This window comes from Methanosarcina sp. MTP4, assembly GCF_000970045.1.
In the GTDB taxonomy this organism is placed as follows: Archaea; Halobacteriota; Methanosarcinia; order Methanosarcinales; family Methanosarcinaceae; genus MTP4.
This window is the reverse complement of the sequence record NZ_CP009505.1, coordinates 2,959,306-2,977,146: the sequence shown is the minus strand read 5'-3', so window position 1 is coordinate 2,977,146 and position 17,841 is coordinate 2,959,306. Positions and strand designations below refer to the sequence as shown.

General features: G+C 46.4%; 13 protein-coding genes. 3 read left to right on the top strand and 10 right to left on the bottom strand.

Annotation, left to right across the window (positions count from 1 at the left end):
• Positions 1 to 763 precede the first annotated feature (763 nt).
• From MSMTP_RS12290 to MSMTP_RS12260, 6 genes are all read right to left on the bottom strand, one after another.
• On the bottom strand, positions 764 to 3,373 hold the full coding sequence (locus MSMTP_RS12290) for a valine--tRNA ligase (RefSeq protein ID WP_048179846.1): 2,610 nt from the start codon (positions 3,371 to 3,373) through the stop codon (positions 764 to 766).
• Positions 3,374 to 3,726: 353 nt separating this feature from the next.
• Entirely contained in the window at positions 3,727 to 4,380 is a 654-nt protein-coding gene (locus MSMTP_RS12285) for an HAD family hydrolase (protein WP_048179843.1), read from the bottom strand.
• A gap of 477 nt (positions 4,381 to 4,857) precedes the next feature.
• The gene (locus MSMTP_RS12280) at positions 4,858 to 5,652 is read right to left on the bottom strand and encodes an HAD family hydrolase (protein WP_082090614.1); all 795 of its coding nucleotides are present in this window, start codon (positions 5,650 to 5,652) and stop codon (positions 4,858 to 4,860) included.
• A 260-nt stretch (positions 5,653 to 5,912) separates the two neighbouring features.
• A complete protein-coding gene (locus tag MSMTP_RS12275) occupies positions 5,913 to 6,584 on the bottom strand; it encodes an HAD family hydrolase (protein ID WP_048183508.1) in 672 nt (223 codons plus the stop codon).
• A gap of 805 nt (positions 6,585 to 7,389) precedes the next feature.
• The gene (locus tag MSMTP_RS12265; RefSeq protein WP_048179837.1) at positions 7,390 to 8,334 is read right to left on the bottom strand and encodes a phosphotransferase; all 945 of its coding nucleotides are present in this window, start codon (positions 8,332 to 8,334) and stop codon (positions 7,390 to 7,392) included.
• 344 nt (positions 8,335 to 8,678) lie between these two features.
• Positions 8,679 to 9,350, bottom strand: coding sequence for a molybdopterin-dependent oxidoreductase (locus tag MSMTP_RS12260; RefSeq protein WP_048179835.1), 672 nt, complete (start codon positions 9,348 to 9,350; stop codon positions 8,679 to 8,681).
• Positions 9,351 to 9,522: 172 nt separating this feature from the next.
• Here MSMTP_RS12260 and MSMTP_RS12255 point away from each other — a divergent pair, with 172 nt between their 5' ends.
• Positions 9,523 to 10,437, top strand: a complete 915-nt coding sequence (locus MSMTP_RS12255; protein ID WP_048179832.1) for an aminoglycoside phosphotransferase family protein — start codon at positions 9,523 to 9,525, stop codon at positions 10,435 to 10,437.
• 597 nt (positions 10,438 to 11,034) lie between these two features.
• Here MSMTP_RS12255 and ahbC read toward each other — a convergent pair.
• The 3 genes from ahbC to cobA form a co-directional block, all read right to left on the bottom strand.
• Positions 11,035 to 12,234, bottom strand: coding sequence for a 12,18-didecarboxysiroheme deacetylase (gene ahbC, locus MSMTP_RS12250; protein WP_048179831.1), 1,200 nt, complete (start codon positions 12,232 to 12,234; stop codon positions 11,035 to 11,037).
• Between the two features lie 196 nt (positions 12,235 to 12,430).
• Positions 12,431 to 13,258: a uroporphyrinogen-III synthase gene (locus MSMTP_RS12245; protein ID WP_048179828.1), complete on the bottom strand. Its 828-nt coding sequence runs from the start codon at positions 13,256 to 13,258 to the stop codon at positions 12,431 to 12,433.
• Positions 13,259 to 13,283: 25 nt separating this feature from the next.
• On the bottom strand, positions 13,284 to 14,051 hold the full coding sequence (gene cobA / locus MSMTP_RS12240) for a uroporphyrinogen-III C-methyltransferase (RefSeq protein ID WP_048179824.1): 768 nt from the start codon (positions 14,049 to 14,051) through the stop codon (positions 13,284 to 13,286).
• A 538-nt stretch (positions 14,052 to 14,589) separates the two neighbouring features.
• Between cobA and MSMTP_RS12235 the strand changes: the two genes are divergently transcribed.
• Positions 14,590 to 16,479 (top strand): alpha-amylase family glycosyl hydrolase, encoded by a 1,890-nt coding sequence (locus MSMTP_RS12235; RefSeq protein WP_048179821.1) that lies wholly within the window; start codon positions 14,590 to 14,592, stop codon positions 16,477 to 16,479.
• A 175-nt stretch (positions 16,480 to 16,654) separates the two neighbouring features.
• On the opposite strand, the gene MSMTP_RS19365 is transcribed toward MSMTP_RS12235, so the two are convergent.
• Positions 16,655 to 16,825, bottom strand: coding sequence for a hypothetical protein (locus MSMTP_RS19365; protein WP_156153826.1), 171 nt, complete (start codon positions 16,823 to 16,825; stop codon positions 16,655 to 16,657).
• Here MSMTP_RS19365 and rnz point away from each other — a divergent pair.
• On the top strand, positions 16,824 to 17,741 hold the full coding sequence (gene rnz / locus MSMTP_RS12230) for a ribonuclease Z (RefSeq protein ID WP_048179818.1): 918 nt from the start codon (positions 16,824 to 16,826) through the stop codon (positions 17,739 to 17,741). The two genes, MSMTP_RS19365 and rnz, sit on opposite strands and share 2 nt — an antisense overlap.
• Positions 17,742 to 17,841: the final 100 nt, after the last annotated feature.

Here is a 17,841-nt window from a genome sequence, read left to right as displayed (position 1 = left end):
TTATTAGGTTTGTGCACCAACCTCTATATTTTTTTCAATATATAAATGTTTACTAAAATAACATTATTATAATAATCCTTTTTACCTTTTCTTAAAAATAATTTCAAGAATAATAAGAAATTTTTTATTATATCTTTTACTTTTTACTCTAAAAACAGTGTCATGCAAATCTTTGTAATCTTATTTATCAATGCTATAAACTTTATATTTTCATGAGTCATTTTATATATCTATCTTTATTATCACAAACTTTATATACTATGCATTCTCCCCTAAATGTCTAATCTTTTTTAGTATATTATTCACGATCGTTCTTCGTTAATCTCTTTTTTCAATGGGTGCGATATTGGGCTTCACCCTTTTGATATTGTATGAATATTTCTTTATCGGGTTCTTGATAAGCAGGGCAGATTCATAATTTTTTTAGGTATATATAAAATGAGTTATCTAAATAAACTACTATGATATTGATAAACTACTATTAATTTACTTAACTTATAATTAGTTCAATGAAATAATGGGTGTTATAAAAATTGAAATTAAAGAAAAGAGGCAATTGAAATAATTGAACTTAATCAAAAACAACCTGAACAAAACCTCTCTGATAAAAAGCAAATGAAAAACAGCCTGAACAAAAACGATCTGAAAAAGAGCAAATGAAGAAAAGCAAATGATGATGATCCCGGAGAGTTCCGGTAAAAGCTGCAAAATTATATCACAAAAAATTCATTTTTTAAAAATTAAAGGGGAGGTAAGCCGGAGCTTACCTGACGATTACAACAACAACCCCGTTGACGTCAAGGACGTCGACTTCCCTGCCGGCGGAAATAACTTCTTTCCTTATCTCAACGGCTTCGGGCTCGAGTTCGATTGTTTCTCCGTTTACGTCCACAACGATTTTTCCGGAGGCTGCCTGTTCCTCAATAACTGCAGGGTCTGCTGCTTTGAGGGCTTTTACGATTGCTCCTGCTTCTTTCCTGAACCTGGGGCCCAGGATACCCATGTCCGGTTTGACTTCTACGGGCACGTGTTCGAAAGAAGGAGCGCCTTCGATCAGTTCTACTTCCGTGTTCGTGGCGCCTGTAATGTCTCCTGTGTCGATGTTTGCGTTATAGAGCTCAATCTTCTTCAGGGGGGCGTTCAGGGCAATTTTCCGGTCCGACTTGTACCTGCGGACTTCACTCGTGATGTCTTTGATAAGTTCTCCTGCAGCTTCGAATTCCTTGCTGATCAGGCTTTCGTCCGCTTCAGGCCAGGGCTGTGTGTGGACGCTTTCCCTGCCGAGTCTGGAGTAGAGCTCTTCTGCGAAGAAGGGGACGAAGGGTGCGAGCAGGCGGGAGAGGGTGTCCGTTGTCCTGTAGAGCACGTACTGTGCGGCTTTCTTGCCTTCGGGCTCGTCGCCGTAGAGCCTGCCTTTCACAAGTTCCAGGTAGTTGTCAGCAAGGACTTCCCAGGCAAAACCCCTGATGGCCTTGAAGGTGGAATCGAACTGGTAGCCGTCCATTTCTTCTGTGGAGCTCTGTACGAGCCTGTTCAGTTTGCTCAAGAGCCACCTGTCGATTGCTAGCAGGTTTTCTGTCTGGAAGTTCTCAGCGTCTTCAGACCCGAATTCTTTCAGGTGGGACATGGAGAAGCGGTAGATGCTCCACATCTTCTGGAGGAACCTGGAAGCTGAGACCACATCCTTCCACCTGAACATAACGTCCGAACCGGTGGAGCCGCCAACGGCACCCCACTGCCTGAAGGCATCAGCACTGTAGTCCTTGAGAACTTCTTCGGGAGAGATAACGTTTCCAAGCGACTTGCTCATCTTGTGCCCATCCGGGCCGAGCACCATCCCGTTGACCACGATGGAGTCCCAGGGCCTTTTGCCTTCCAGGGCCAGACTCCTGAGGATCGTGTAAAAAGCCCAGGTCCGGATGATGTCATGCCCCTGGGGGCGGATCTGGGTCGGAAGCCGCAGTTCCCGGTCGCTTTCCCAGCCCGATACGTGCAGTGCGGTGATAGACGAGTCCATCCAGGTGTCCAGCACATCGGTTTCAGGCTCAAACTCCGTGGAGCCGCAGGTACAGGCTCTCTTTGGTACGTTTTCATTGGGGTCGATCGGGAGCCAGCTTTCCTCGGCGATCATTACTTCCCCGCAATGTTTGCAGTACCAGATGGGAATAGGGGTTGCAAAGATCCTCTGCCTGGAAATGCACCAGTCCCATTCCATGGTCCCTGTCCAGTTCTCAAGCCTGACCTTCATGTACTCGGGGACCCACTCTATCTCGTCGGCTTTTTCCAGGATGCCTTTCTGGTTGATCTTGACAAACCACTGGGGCTCGGAAAGGATTTCAATGGGTGTGCTGCAGCGCCAGCAGAGTCCTACATTCTGGTCCAGGGGTTTCTGGTCGTAGATGAAGCCTTCGGACTTAAGGTCCTCGATGACAACCTGCCTGCACTCCTTAAGACCCAGGCCTTCGTACTTGCCTGCTGCTTTTGTCATCTTTCCTTCTTTGTCGATGGCTTTGATAAGGGGGAGGTGATGCTTGGTCCACCAGCGTACGTCCTGCTTGTCCCCGAAGGTACAGATCATAACTGCGCCTGTCCCGAACCCGGATTCGACTGCGTCGTCTGTGATTAGGGGAACTTCCTGCCCGAAGAGGGGAACTTTGATCGTTTTTCCCACGAACTCTTTATAACGCTCGTCTTCTGGGTGAACGGCCACAGCCACACAGGCAGCCATGAGTTCGGGCCTGGTGGTGGCGATGTCGACCTTATCGAAGTGGACGAAGTTCAGCTTTGTCTGCCCTGCTTCGTACTCGACTTCCGCAAAAGCGATGGCAGTTTCACAGCGCGGGCACCAGTTGACCGGGTGTTCTTCATGGTAGATATGCCCGCCGTTGTACATTTTGACAAAGGACTTCTGGGTCTTTACGAAGTACTCGGGTTCCATGGTGACGAATTCGTTGCTCCAGTCCACGGAGAAGCCCAGGCGCAGCATGGTCTGGCGCATCTTATCGATGTTTCCGGCAGTAAGTTCCCGGCACATCTTACGGAATTCCGCTCTTGGGACCTGGTTTTTCGTAATTCCGTGGATTTCTTCAACCTTTACTTCGGTAGGCAGCCCGTGGCAGTCCCAGCCCTGGGGAAACATAACGTTATACCCGCGCATCCTCTTATAGCGGGCGACAAAGTCGATATAGCACCAGTTAAGGGCGTTTCCGATGTGGAAGTTGCCTGTGGGATATGGTGGGGGGGTATCAATGATATACTGGGGGCGGGAGTCTTCTCCCCAGTTGAAGTGGTACATGGAGAGGTTCCACTGCTCCATCCATTTCGGTTCAACTTCATGAGGGTTATATTCTTTTGGAATTTCCGATTCCGTCATGTAAAAACACTCCGATGATTGGGGAATAGTGTAAGAATTTCTTGGCTTTTAGAGTGCTTGCGATTATTTAAATATATCTGGTTTGGGGCAGATACGAGAGCTCCAATCTAAAAGCCGGAATCGCTGTAACCTTCCACTCTTTATAAAGAAAACGGGTTAAAAAGCAGGAAATAGGTCGAAAGAGGAGAGTTTGAAAAAAAGGGTTTCTTTATAAAAAACCTTTAAGTGCTTTTTTGACTTTTAAGTGCCTTGCTTTTCCCGGAAGGATGATTCAGGAATAATGGGGAAATGTAAGAATATGTTAAATTAAATTTTTTTCTTTATTCCTTCTATATTTTCTCTTTATTCTTTCTTTAAGCATAGCGCCAGGCATCATGGATGTGCATCGCATTCATCCCCAGGCTCTGGGGCGGATATATGTCGTTTTCAGGGGTGTCTCCGACGGAGAGAACTTCGTGGGGTTCGAGGCCCAGCTGGTCGAGAGCCATTTGAAAGAGCCGGGTATCAGGTTTCTTTATTTTGTGGTCTGAAGAGAGGATTACATGGTCAAAATAATCATATAAGCCTAAGAAACGTAATTCCTGTTCAGTAAAGACCCTCTGGGCATTGGAAACGATGCATTTGGGAACATGCCTGTATTTTTCAAGAAGTGCCCGGCTCTGGGGGTAAGCTTCCAGCTTTTTGATGGATGCGGTCCTGAATATTTTCGCAGTTTCGATACCCAGCCAGCAGGGGTCAATTTCACGGTAAGCGTTTTCGGCACAGATCTCTGCAAATATCTCTTCGATACGGATGTCGGGGTGCTGTTGTCCGGAGTTATTTAGCCGGTCTATGACCTTCCACTTATATACTTCTCTTAGCCTTTCGGGTTCTATCCTTACTCCCTGGTAGAGCATCCAGTGGCTGACACGCTGGTTAGTTTCCCTGCTTCTCTCATCGGTTTTAATGTTGATGAGGGTTTTATAACAGTCAAAAATTAAGCCTTTTATCCTTCCGTTTTGTAGCATTGATACCCTCCAATTTAATTTCTTCATTTTTTTCAATATTTCTTCTTTTTTCGTTTTGTCTATGATTTTTTCTCTTATTACCTCTAATAATACGGATGAATATATAGTTTGCCCAAATACCTATATATATTGCTCATACATCTATATACTTTGGCTTCTTTCAAATGGACAGCTGATAAGATTCGGCCATAAAAATTCAACGCAAAATCCCCGAATCTTCAGGGCAGAGGCAGTTGATCCTGAGAGACAGGGCAGAGGCCGGATACAAGACCAAAATACCAAATATATTAAAAAAGATTTCGGAATTTTTTCCGGAAATCGGAAGAGTGGTGGGAAATGTGACAGAATGGTATGGATATTGAAAAAATGGCTATAGGATGTGTATAAAAAAGGAGGGGGAAGCAACAAGGGAAGACCCGGGCTATCCGGGCCGCTTAACAGGCTTGAATTGTGAAGACGCTTCTTATTTTTTCAAAGTTAATCTTTTACCCCATAAAACTCCCAGGCATCCTCGATCTGCATGGCGCACATCCCGAGTTTGTGAGCGGGCAGAATCTCATTTTCATATGAGTCTCCGATGGACAGTACACACTTTGGTTCGAGTTCCAGTCCCAGTTTCTTGAGCGCTTCCATGAAGAGCCTGAGGTCCGGTTTTTTATATCCGAGGTCTGAGGAAAATATCACGAAATCGAAGTAGTCGTAGAAGCCAAGGTATCTCAGTTCCATTTCGGAAAAGACCCGCTGCCCGTTGGAGATTATGCATTTAGGAATGTTTATACAGTGCTCGATCAGCTTTATGCTCTGGGGAAAGGGCCGGAGTTTTCGGATAGACGCCGCTCTGAATACCTTTGCGGTTTCGACTCCCAATTTTTTTTCATCAATTCTCCAGACTGCGTGATCTTTGCAGATCTCACTGAAGACCTCTTCCACCTTTACTTCCGGGTATTCTTCTTCGGACCTGTCCATCCTTTCCTTTACTTTCAATTCATAAGTATGCCGCAGTTTTTCAGGCCTGATCTTTACACCCTGGTATGCAAGCCACATTGTCACCCTTTCGTAGGTCTCCATGTCATCTTCGTCAGTGTGGATATCGATAAGAGTCTGGTAGCAGTCAAAGATGATCCCTTTTATGGGACTCCCCTCACATACGGTTCTTGTTATCGAAACCCTTTCTATCACAGGTGGGACACTTAGTTCTCCGGTCTTTTCCATCCGGTAGCTTTTAAGTACGCTTTCGATTCCTTCCCCCTGTATCTTGTAGCTTTCCAACATATTTCCTCTCCCTGAAGTGCCCACTCACAGAATCTCTTTCCTTAACATGTCTTCCACAAAATATCTTCCTCTTGAACTATATTATTCACGTTTCCTTATATGTTTATAGGTGAAGTTTCTTTTTAATCAATAGACAAATTTCTAAAAAGTCATAATCTATGTAAAAAAGGTGCTTAAAAAATGTACTCATATGTGGCTTTTCAAAATTTTCAAAGCTTTTTTAAAAAAGAATTTACGGGGTTAACTCCCGTGTTATAGGTTCATTTCTTCAGTCCGAACTTCTCCCAGGCTTCCTCAATTTGCATGGCCCGCATCCCCAGCTTTCTGGCAGGGAGGAGCTCATTTTCATAGGAATCTCCGACAGACATCACGCACTTGGGCTGGAACTCTAGGCCCATCCTCTTAAGTGCGGTCATGAAAAGCCTCAGGTCCGGTTTCTTGTACCCGACGTCCGAGGAAAAGATCACGAAATCGAAGTAGTCATAAAGTCCCAGGTACCTCAGTTCAAGTTCGGAAAAAACCCGCTGCCCGTTGGAGATGATGCATTTCGGGATATTGATGCAGTGCTCGATCAGTCTTATACTCTGGGGAAACGGGAGGAGTTTTCGGATTGAAGCAGCCCTGAAGACCCTTGAGGTGTCAACACCCAGGCGTTTTTCGTTGATCCTCCACACTGCATTTTCCCCGCAGATCTCTGCAAAAACCTCTTCAACCCTCACCTCGGGGTATGTTTCCGGAGACTCGTCCATCCTTTCCTTTACCTTCAGCATATAGGAATCCTTGAGTTTCTCCGGTTTTACATCGACTCCCTGATATGCCAGCCACCTGCTAACCGTTTTATAGGTTTCATGGCTGTGCTCATCGGTGTCAATATCAATAAGGGTCTGGTAGCAGTCAAAAATGACCCCTTTGATCTGGCAGCTTTCAAATATTTCTTCTCCTTCTTCTTCTTCTTCTCCTTCTTCTTCTTCTCTTTCCCCGGGCTTTTCGATGGGATAGCTCAGGAATGTACTCCGTCTTCCCGCTATTTCCGGTTCGTAGATTTCTGAAATATTTTCCCCTCCCTTATTCCCCTTTTCACCTGACAACCCTCAAAAATGCCAGGGCTTCTTAACAATTTCAATTGATATGGTTATTTGATAAGTTAATCTATAGTCAAGGGCCCAAAATCCTTCACCCGCCTCAAGCGAAAGTTTAACCACCGAAAGCACGGAAAACACGGAATAAAGGAAATAGGGCACAATCCTTCCGTGCTTTCCGTGTCTTCCGTGGTTATAATGTAAGTGTAAATATTTACGTCTGGGACTATAGATATCATGAGTTCCGCTACCTGAAAAGGAAACTTTCCGGTCCCTGAATTGATCTTCCTGAATTGATTTCCCTGAATTGATTTCCCTGAATTGATTTCCCTGAATTGATTTCCCTGAATTGATTTCCCTGAATTGATTCCCCTGAATTGATTCCCCTGAATTGATTCCCCTGAATTGATTCCCCTGAATTGATTCCCCTGAATTGATTCCCCTGTTTTAATATATTAACCGGTACTGTGGGGAATTCCCCTTCCATCTCCCCGGCTCCCTTAGCAAAATGTCCCTTTAATTATATAGTATTGACCTTTATTAACCTTGCATACCCTATTCATGCCCTGAAGGCCTCATCAAAATAACCCTGCAAGATACAGGTTTGTAAAAATAGGTTTCACTATTTGTTAATTATTTGTAGAGTTCCCCTGCCCTTTCACCTGTTAGGTTCCAAACATGCCATGGCTTCTCTGATAAGATAATCTCGATAGTTTTCCTGGTGAAGCCTTGCTGAACGGAGCAGTCCCACACTCATATAGAAAGGCAAGGTCTTCGTAATTCTTGAAAAATCCTTTTCATTCCGGCTGTATTCCCAGAGCAAATGTCCTATGTAGGGTTCGGCCTTCCATCCCCCTCCTTTGTTCTGCTCGAAATAATTTTTAAGTTCCGCGGAGAGGATTCCCAGGTCCCGGACGGGGTTTGCATGGAACCAGGAGCTTTCGAAATCAAGGGCATAGGGTTTGCCTTTGTAAAAGATGTAGTTTGAGGGGTGGACGTCCCTGTGAATCATGCATCCTTGTTTTCGGTCAAGCAGGTCGCTGTACCACCATTCTCCGAGAAAATGGTTGAAAGTTTCCCGGGTTTTGTAGTCAAGCCCCAGATGGTCCAGAACGTCGTGGTAGTTTTTGAACTCATTTTCTTTGTTGTAGGAAGAAAGGGTGTTGTCGTGAAGCCTGCGGAGCATATGTGACATCCTGGTAAGTATTTCGTAAAGATTTGTATCGTGTTTGAAGTACCAGCCGAGCGATTTCCCTGGCACATGTTCGGTTACAAGGGCGCAGTTGAAATCCTCGTTCACGGCAAGGGGCTTTGCAACATTTATATAAGAAGCTGCCAGCTCAAGCTTCTTGAATTCGTTCTTCATGGCTTTGCAGGCATCATATTTTTTTAACCTGTCCGTGGGTTCGGCAAAATATTTTGCCATTACACTGAAATGTTCTCCTTTGAAGTGATACCTGCAGACGGTATGGGATGAGCGACCATTCTTGAAAACCTTAACACAGCATCGTTTATCCCGGACCCTTTGTCCCACCACTTCTTCGACAAGCCAATCCCTGAAAGGGTCCCCTGGCTTCAGTGTATTTACATGGCATTCCACCACTCAAATTGCCCCCTCTATTTTTTAACTCGCGCCCCTTAGGATAGCGCTCCCCGGTAATATGTAATACTTTGCTAGAAAATATACATTTATACTAACTACATACCTATAGTTCAGATTACTTATATACATTATGAGCTTTTGGCTTTTGATGGGGCATACGGAGTCTTCTGTGGTAAAATCTACGAATTCAAATTACCGAAACAATGGTAGAGAGCCAGCGATTAGGAAGGTTCCGGATGAAGCCGATATCCCTATTTTTCAGGCTAGCTGATTCATCAATATGGAATTGTTTTCCGATTCCGAGCTTCATCTTTCAAATCCGGGCTCTCCGACATTTCCACCCCTCACCTTTCAAACGCAGGTCCCCCGACGTCTGCCCTATTGTTATAGCCCCGTTCTTCCCAGTATCCTCTGTATTCGGAATCACTGAGTTCGATTCTTACGATCCACTTTGCCCACTTGTACCCGTATTTGCTCTCGGCAACGAGCTGCAGGGGAAAGCCTCTTTCCGGGGGAAGGGTCACATCGTTTAGCCCGTAGGCAAGGATTATGTCGTTTTCCAGAAGGTAGTCCAGTTCCAGGGCAGTGGAATACCCGTCTGCACTGTAGAAGATAACCGTGCTGACATTTTCCATGACCCCCACTTCTTCAAAGAGGTCGGCTATTTTCACTCCTGTCCACTTTCCGGTAAAACCCCAGCCTTCCACGCAGTCCAGGTCCACGACCTTCGAGGTCCTGGGCAGTGCCTTAATTTCTTCATAGCTGAACTCCATGGGGTTTTCTACAAGGCCGTCTACCTGCAGGCGGTAGCTCTCCCTGTCTATATACTGGGTCCCCTGGATGGCGTTGTTGCGCTGTTCGGCTATAGGCGTTAATTCCTGCCCGGCGTAAAAGGTAGTCTCTGACTCGTTATCATAGACTCCTGGCTCTTGCTGATCTTCGGAAACACAACCTGAAAAAGTGCTGATACTGAAAAAAAGGAGTATTAAGGTTGTAATTAGTAGGATTCGTTTCATGATCTTCCTGCCCCCTCACACTTGCTTTTATCTTTCTAAAAATATATTCCGCCTTAGATAAATCCTTATTCAGGTACGAAATTTTTAAGAGCTTCAACTCAGGAAGTGAAGAACATTCAAAAAAATAGAAAATATAAAATGACAGGTACTCTATTTTCATAGAGGTGTTAGCGTGCTTAAACTCTATAATGAAATACCTGATTCTTGTAAATGGAAAACAGTTGAGGCAATTAATAAGGGGTGGTCGAATGATCAAAAATATTATATCCAGACGACGGATGGTAGGAAATTATTACTCAGAATATCGGACATAAGGCAATATGAGAATAAGAAATGGGATTTTGAAGCAATAAAACGGCTTGATAAAATTGACATTTTAATGTCGCGCCCGATTGATTTTGGAATTTGTAATAACGGCCAATCCGTTTATTCTTTACTAACCTGGATTAAAGGGGAGGACGCAAGAACTGTTCTTCCCGCGCTAAGCAACAAAGAGCAATACCAGCTCGGTGTTAAAGCTGGAGAAGCATTAAGAATTATGCACCAAATTCCTGCGGCAAAAAATCAGATGCCATGGTCGGAGCGTTTCAATCGTAAAATAAACAGAAATATTACTTACTATAAAGCCTGTGGGATTTATCTGAAGGGGGCAGATAAAATAATCAAATATATCGAACAAAATCGATACCTGCTGGAAAATCGCCCCCAGTGTTTTCAACATGGTGACTACCATGTCGGAAATATGATTGTTACAAAGTCCGGAGAACTGGGAATCATTGATTTTGACAGGCTTGATTACGGCGATCCTTGGGAGGAATTCAATCGCATTACCTGGTGTGCAGATATAAGTGCCGTGTTTGCTTCGGGACGTATAAATGGATATTTTGGTCATGATGTGCCTGCTTTATTTTTCAGATTAATGGCTTTATATATTGCAAGTACCCAGCTTTCATCAGTTCCCTGGGCAATTCAATTCGGACAGGAAGAAGTCAACAAGGCGCTCGGACAAGCCGAAAATGTTTTGGAATGGTATGATGGATTTGAAACATACATGCCAAAATGGTATGTTTCCACCTCTCCTGAATAAGCACAATTGATACTCTAATTCAGATGCACGTTCTCTCCCTGTCCTCTTTCTTTATCGGGTTATGTAGAAATCCCGTATATTGCTTGAAATGGCCCTGGTTTTTGTGAGAGGGTCTAATGCTGATTCCGGTTCCGGGAATTCTCATTTTCGTATCGATTACAAGGGCCCTCACCACCCGCAAAGCGGGCGGCTTTTCCTGAAATATATGAAAAAAGTGCTTGCAAAATAAACTTCCATTATTAGCTGCCATTATTAACTGGTGTTATTAGCTGACATTGTTAGCTTTCACTTTTATTCGATTCACTTCACGTCAATTATCCTTATTTTTTTAATTATCCAGACATATCTTTTGACAACTTACATACTATTTTTCTTCATTGTAATATACTTCATGGAAAAGCCGGTCAGCAAGCTGACCGGTGAGAACGCCGGTACCTGAAAAGCAAATCGAAAAAAGGTTTTCGGGAATCTCTGAATAGGGGAATTACAGCTACCCTTTCCGGGTTGATTTAGATCGTTTTTCCACAAAGCCAGTAAAAAGAGAATATAAAAAAAGAGAATAAAAAGGGTTTGAAAAAAATACCTGGGGAAGCCTTTTCAGGCCTCGTCGTATCCGATCTCCTCTTTTGTAAGGTAGCAGGCAGGGTCATCCGCCCAGACGTTCCCGTAGACGGCTTCAGCCCGCACCCGGAAGTTCCCGTTGCAGACATCGAACCATTTGCAGTGGGCGCAGCGGTCCCCGTTTTCCTTGATCAGGGGTTTCCGGTTCTTGAGCCCGGCCATCAGTTTGTCGGAAAGGTCGGTCCAGATCTCGCTGAAGGGCCTCTCACGGACGTTTCCAAAGGAGTAGTGTCTCCAGAACTGGTCGGCGTGCACGGCCCCGTCCCAGGACACGCAGCCGAAACCTATCCCTGAGGAGTTGCCCTGGTTCATGGAAAGGAGCTCGAAGACTTCGGCTGCCCTTTCCGGGTTTTCTTTCAGGAGCTTCAGGTAGAGGTAGGGGCCGTCGCAGTGGTTGTCCACAGTCAGGACTTCTGCGGGGAAGCCTTTTTCGTGCAGGGCTTTTGTCCTCTCCATGATGAGGTCCACGGCTTTCCTGGACTCTTCAAGGGAAAGGTCCTCGTCAACCATTTTAGAGCCCCTGCCGGCATAGACCAGGTGGTAGAAGCAGACCCTGGGGATATTTTCTTCCTCGAGGAGGTCAAAAATGGCGGGAATGTCCCGGACATTTTGTTTGTTGATGGTAAAGCGAAGCCCGACCTTTATGCCTTCGGCCTGGCAGTTGTGCAGGCCCTCGAGAGCAGCATCGAAGGCTCCCTTTACGCCCCTGAATTTGTCGTTCGTTTCCCTGACTCCGTCAAAGGATATGCCTACGTAGGAAAGGCCCACTTCCTTCAACTTCTTTGCCAGGCTTTTGTCGATGAGGGTCCCGTTAGTGGAAATTACTGCCCTCATCCCTTTTTCCCTTGCATAAGCCGCAAGTTCGGGGAGGTCTTTTCGCATTGTCGGCTCGCCTCCGGAAAAGAGCATAACGGGAGAGCCGAAGGCTGCAAGGTCGTCGATCAGGGCTTTGCCTTCCTCTGTTGAGAGTTCGTCTTTGAATTCGACATCTTTTGCCTGGGCATAGCAATGAACGCATTTCAGGTTGCAGCGGCGGGTCATGTTCCAGACCACGACCGGTTTCTTGTCTTTTGAAAACTGCAGCAGGTGGGAGGGCAGCCTCTTTGAGTCCCGGCCGTAACGCAGGGCATCGGAGGGTTCCACGGTTCCGCAGTAGAGTTTTGAAATGCCTATCATGTTCAATCCTTCGAAATGGACATTGTTTTTCAAAATTTTAAATGTTGTTTTTTGAAGCCGGTTTTTACACTGTTAACTTCCGTTTCAACCGGTTTCAACCGGTTTTAGCATTTTACTTAATACGGGTTATGCTTCAGACCTTTTCCAGTTTGTTTTCGAGGTTCTGAACCGGTTTTTCAGGACTTCGGGCAGGGGATTAAAGCTTTTTCTTCAGGACTTCGAGCAAAGCTTCAAAGGTAAATTCTCCGGGAACCGCATCCACGTTTACCCCGAGACTCTCCAGGGTGTTTGCGGTCGGGGTCCCGATAGCGCCTACAACTGCCCGGCTCAGGGCTTCTTTTACTTCTTCTCCTGCTCCCATCTTTTCCGCCTGCTTCATGAAACCCCTGACCATCATGGAGCTTGTAAAGGCAAAAGCGCTTACTTCCCCGGCAAGGGTGCGCTCGATGAGCTCTTTCTGGAGCTCTCCTTCGGGTATGGTAAGGGTGTATACCTTTGTCTCAAATACCGTAGCTCCGCAATTTTCCAGGCCCTCGATGAGCAGCCTCGAGCCGTATGCGCTCCTTGCGGCATCCACGGTTTTTCCCTTTACTTCGGGGCAAAGGGCTTCCACAATTCCTTCCGAACTGTAGTCCCCGGGCAAAAAGGGCTTTTCTACTCCTATTTTCACGAGTTCTTTTTCCGTATTAGGGCCGATTGCAATTACCCGGCTCTTTTTTAGGGCTTCGGTAAAGCTTTCCCTTTTGCCTTCCGGGAGCTTGTCCAGGGTGAAGGTGATCCCGTTTGCACTTGTGAAAATCACGTAGTCTGAAACCCCTTCCAGGACCCTCTGCACGAAGGGCTCGAACTCCTCGTCCTTCATGTCTTCCAGCCGGATCATGGGGGCGTAAAAGGACTCAAAACCGTAGTCCCTGGCAAGGGCTTCGGACTTTTCCCGATAGCTTTCGGGCCTCATGATCGCAAGTACGGGGAGCTTTGCTTCGTTTGCGTCTCCTATTACTTCGCCTATCGTTTCGCCTGTCATATGCCTGATCCTCCGGAGTTCCGGTTTAAAACTCGGTCCCCGTAAGCTGTTCCCCGAGGATGTCATGGAGGCGGACAACGTCTCCTACCACTGTGATAGCAGGCGCTTTTACACCCCTTTCTTCTGCCAGGTCCGCGATGCTTGCAAGAGTACCCACGGTCACCCGCTGGTCGGGCCGGGTGCCTCTCTCGATAAGGGCGACCGGGGTTTCGGAGTCTTTCCCGTTTTTCATGAGCTCTTCGGCATTCCGCCTGAGCATCTTTACCCCCATCAGGATCACGATAGTCCCTTCAAACTTTGCCAGGGCGTCCCAGTTGAGCCCGCTTTCTTCCTTTGTGGGGTCTTCATGTCCCGTAATGAAAGTTACCATGGAGGTGCTTTCCCTGTGAGTAACGGGAATTCCGGCATATGCAGGCACTGCGATTGCGGAGGTTATCCCGGGCACTATTTCGAATTCGATGCCTTCCTGCACGAGGGCCTCTGCTTCCTCTCCGCCTCTCCCAAAAACGTAAGGGTCTCCGCCTTTCAGCCGGACAACCATCTTGCCTTCCTTAGCTTTTTGTACAATCGCTTCATTGATTTTGTTCTGGGTGAGGGTGTGCTTCCCGGCAAATTTTCCGGCATCGATCTTTTCCGCACTATCCGGCATTGAACTCAGGATCACTTTTCCCGGAAGCTGGTCATAGATGATGACTTCAGCTGTGTCGATTAACCGGCGGGCTTTCAGGGTGAGGAGTTCAGGGTCCCCCGGACCCGAACCCACGAGATATACTTTTCCGTAATTTCCTGACATGTGACTATGATTCCTTTTAATTTTTAGATAGAAAATGCAATCTGGAGATGTTAACGAGCTTTTAGAATATATATTATCCTGAAAATCGCTCCAGAAATAATACAACAAATTTCCGTTTGCAGCCCGTAAATATCAAAATCATTAAATTTCCTGTTTTACAATTGAATTTTTACAGTATAGATTATTTCTTGTTCGTCGATAATAAAGAGTTTGAAATTGGGTCATGAAGAGTTGGTATAGTCACAAGCGTAATTAATGCGACAAAAAATGATGCGCAATCAAGCAATTTATGTCGCATCAAATGCAGGCGTGACTATAATTGGGTCATAAAGAGTTCGAAACCCGGAAATCAGGAGCTGAAATCAGGAGCTGAAATTTAAGTAGTAATTTTCAGGACCTATGTTTCCAAAGCTATATTGATTCTCATGCTAAAATATATATTTGCTTATTATATTTTTTTATTGATGTATTCGTATGCCAGAGATCTTGATAAGTTGAAATTCCGAGTTGGGAATCAGTACAATTGGGAGGGGATATATTGCAAGGTGAGCCTGAACTTCTACCGCTGCAAAAGCTTGGAGCCAGGGAAGATGAGCAGAATTCCGGTGTTATTAATTTAGGACTTTTTTTACCCGGGGTGTCGGCAGATCAGGGTAATCGGCTCTGGGTAAGGGTTATTTACGAAAAGGACCAGTTTCTCCAGGCCATACAGCCAAAGAATTTTGAACTGGCACATTCAGTAGACCCTGAGTACGGGGATTACTGGTCTGCAACAATAAAGATCAGGCCCGAAGACAGGCCAGCTTCCGGCTCTGCATGGGGCAGCTCCGGGAAGTATGTCTACCGCTACTGCCTGAAAAACCCGGACATTCAGGAGCCTATCGACTGGGTTATCGATCCCTTTGCCCGGGAGTTCGGGGTCGGAAAATTGTCCTCATTTACTCTGGGGTACAAAAAACAGTATGAATGGAAGTGGAGCCCGGATGAATCTGTCTGGAAAACCCCTCCTTTAGAGGATATTATCCTGTACGAACTGATGATCAGTGAGTTTGCGTCCGATATTGACGGAACGGTTTCTCGTCTGGATTACCTGGCGGACCTGGGGATTAACTGCATCGAGCTGATGCCCCTTTCCAATGTCGAGAAGAGGGTGGACTGGGGGTTTACCCCGATCGGGTATTTCGGTGTGGATGATCGCTTCGGAAACAGGAAAGACCTTCAAAGGCTGGTAGATGCGGCTCACCGGAAAAATATCGCTGTCATAGTGGATTCCGTCTATGCCCATACCAGCCACCTTTTCCCATATCATTATGTTTATGACAAACTCGGATGGCCCGAAGTTGAGAACCCTTTTATGGGCTCCTTTGCTGAAAACGTCTATGGGAAAAGTACGGATTTTAACCGTAAATTTACCCGTGATTTCTTTTTGACAGTCAACCATCACTGGCTTGACTGCTACCATGTGGACGGTTTTCGCTATGACTACGTCCCCGGGTACTGGCTTGAGGGTTCGGAAAACGGCTATACTAAGCTTGTGAAGGACACGTACCAGCTTGTCAAAGCAAAAAAAGATGCCACTAGTCACTGGCAGCGCTTTTTCAAAGGAAATTCCGTAAACCTTATTCAGTGCGCCGAACAGCTTCAAAAGCCGATTGATGTCCTGAACAGTACCTATAGTAATTGTACCTGGCAAAATGGAACCCTGCATGCGGCAAGGGGCGCCGGGAGTAACCCCGAAGGGCTTTCTTCCCTGGGGCTGTTTTTTGGCCTTTTCGGTTACCCGGCAGAGGTTTCGCATAACGGGGACAGAATCACAAAAACTGCACTCCAGTATATTGAAAACCACGATCATTCCCGTTTTGTCTGCAAGTTCGGGACAGTTTTCCCTGAAAATGAGAATAATGAACTCCTGAAGGAAGGTAATCGTGCACTCTGGTACAAAGTGCAGCCCTACCTGATAGGCATGTTCACGGCCAGGGGTATTCCCATGCTCTGGCAGGGGCAGGAATTCGGGGAAAATTACTACCTCCCCGAAGAAGGGTGGGGACGAGTGCTTTTGTACCGGCCCGTGCGCTGGGACTATTTCTATACTCCTGAAGGCAAGTCTACGGTCAGCCTCGTCAGGAAACTGGTAAAGCTTCGAAGGGAGAACCCGCAGTTTTCAAGAGGAGAGCACTTTTTCTATAATGATTCCCTGTACCTGTCCAGGAAGGTAATACTCTTTTCCCGGAAATACGGGAACCTTTTTAGCCTGATTGCCCTGAACTTCGGAGACCGGGACCAGACGGTACCTTTCATCTTCTCCCATGAAGGCAGTTACAGGGAGGAACTCCACGGCCAGGAAAATTTGGCAAAGGTCTCTGCAGGGGAAGAGGTTCAGCTTTTTGTCCCGAGTAATTACGGGAGGGTCTGGACACTTGAATCCTGACACATAAGTCAGAAACCTGGTCGAATGCTGGAATCCTGATACATATGTCAGAAACCTGATCGAATGCTGGAATCCTGATACATATGCCAGAAACCTGGTCGGATACTCGAAACCTGATCTCTCCTGTGTGGGCGGACCGATTGGATGCTGAAACCGGGTATGGCTTGATTTGGTTTTAGAGGGTAAGAGATTTAGCTTTAAAAATTGGCTGTATTCTGCTCTTCTTCTGTCCTTTTCCTTCCTGCCCTTTTTCTTCCTGTACTTTTTCCTCCTTTGAGGTTTTTCTCCTGTGCCCTGTCAGTGGTAATTCATAAATACTCCTGACAATATTAATTGGATTCATCATGCTTCGCGTAACATTTCTCGGTACAGGAGGTTCTCTCCCTACCCGCAACAGGAACCCTTCCGCGGTGATGGTCAATCGGGAAGGAGAACTTATCCTTTTTGACTGCGGGGAAGGTACTCAGCAGCAGATGATGCGGGCAAAGACAGGGATGATGAGCCTGTCCTCTATTTTTGTCAGCCATTTCCACGCGGACCACTTCCTGGGGATTCCGGGCCTCATCCAGACCATGTCTTTCATGGGCAGGAAGGAGCCTCTCGTAATTTACGGCCCGAAGCATACGCGGGAATTCACGGAACTCTTCCGGGCTCTCGGGTACTTCAACCTGAAGTATGAAATCAGGGGTGTGGACCTGAAACCAGGAGATGTTGTTGAGGGAGACGGGTATGTAATCCGCGCCCTTGAAACCGTGCACAGTATCCCGAGCCTGGGATATGCCCTTGTCGAAGACATGCGGCCCGGCCGTTTCAACCGGGAGAGAGCTGTCGAACTTGGAGTTCCCCCTGGCCCTCTTTTTGCAAAGCTCCACAGGGGAGAACCCGTTGAAGTGGAAGGAAAAACCGTCAGGCCGGAAGAAGTTGTAGGTGACCCCCGTCCCGGGAGGACCATAGTCTATACCGGGGACACCAGGCCCTGTGAAGCCGTGCTCGAAGCCAGCAGGGATGCCGACCTCCTGATCCACGACGGGAGCTTTGCCGACGAGATGGCCGACTGGGCGGAAGAGTCGATGCACTCAACTGCAGGGGAAGTTGCGGCCCTTGCAAAGGATGCCGGGGTCAGGCAGCTTGTTTTGACCCATGTCAGTTCTCGCTACTCTGATGATGTGGAGCCCATAATTAATGATTCGAAAAAGATATTCGAAAATGTCATCGTGGCAGAAGACCTGATGGAACTTGAAATCCCTTTAAGGCAGGAATGAATATTCGGTATTTTACGCTTTAATTAAGTCTACGGCCTGATATTTCCAAATACCGTCGTTCATTTCCGAAGTATTTTTAGAAAAAGTATTTTTAGAAAAA

Excerpts from the sequence above, each read along its gene's own strand:
- MSMTP_RS12245 (WP_048179828.1), bottom strand. The coding sequence starts at position 13,258 with ATGACAGGCGAAACGATAGGCGAAGTAATAGGAGACGCAAACGAAGCA.
- rnz (WP_048179818.1), top strand. The coding sequence starts at position 16,824 with ATGCTTCGCGTAACATTTCTCGGTACAGGAGGTTCTCTCCCTACCCGC.
- MSMTP_RS12260 (WP_048179835.1), bottom strand. The coding sequence starts at position 9,350 with ATGAAACGAATCCTACTAATTACAACCTTAATACTCCTTTTTTTCAGT.
- MSMTP_RS12280 (WP_082090614.1), bottom strand. The coding sequence starts at position 5,652 with ATGTTGGAAAGCTACAAGATACAGGGGGAAGGAATCGAAAGCGTACTT.
- MSMTP_RS12290 (WP_048179846.1), bottom strand. The coding sequence starts at position 3,373 with ATGACGGAATCGGAAATTCCAAAAGAATATAACCCTCATGAAGTTGAA.
- cobA (WP_048179824.1), bottom strand. The coding sequence starts at position 14,051 with ATGTCAGGAAATTACGGAAAAGTATATCTCGTGGGTTCGGGTCCGGGG.
- ahbC (WP_048179831.1), bottom strand. The coding sequence starts at position 12,234 with ATGATAGGCATTTCAAAACTCTACTGCGGAACCGTGGAACCCTCCGAT.
- MSMTP_RS12285 (WP_048179843.1), bottom strand. The coding sequence starts at position 4,380 with ATGCTACAAAACGGAAGGATAAAAGGCTTAATTTTTGACTGTTATAAA.
- MSMTP_RS19365 (WP_156153826.1), bottom strand. The coding sequence starts at position 16,825 with ATGATGAATCCAATTAATATTGTCAGGAGTATTTATGAATTACCACTG.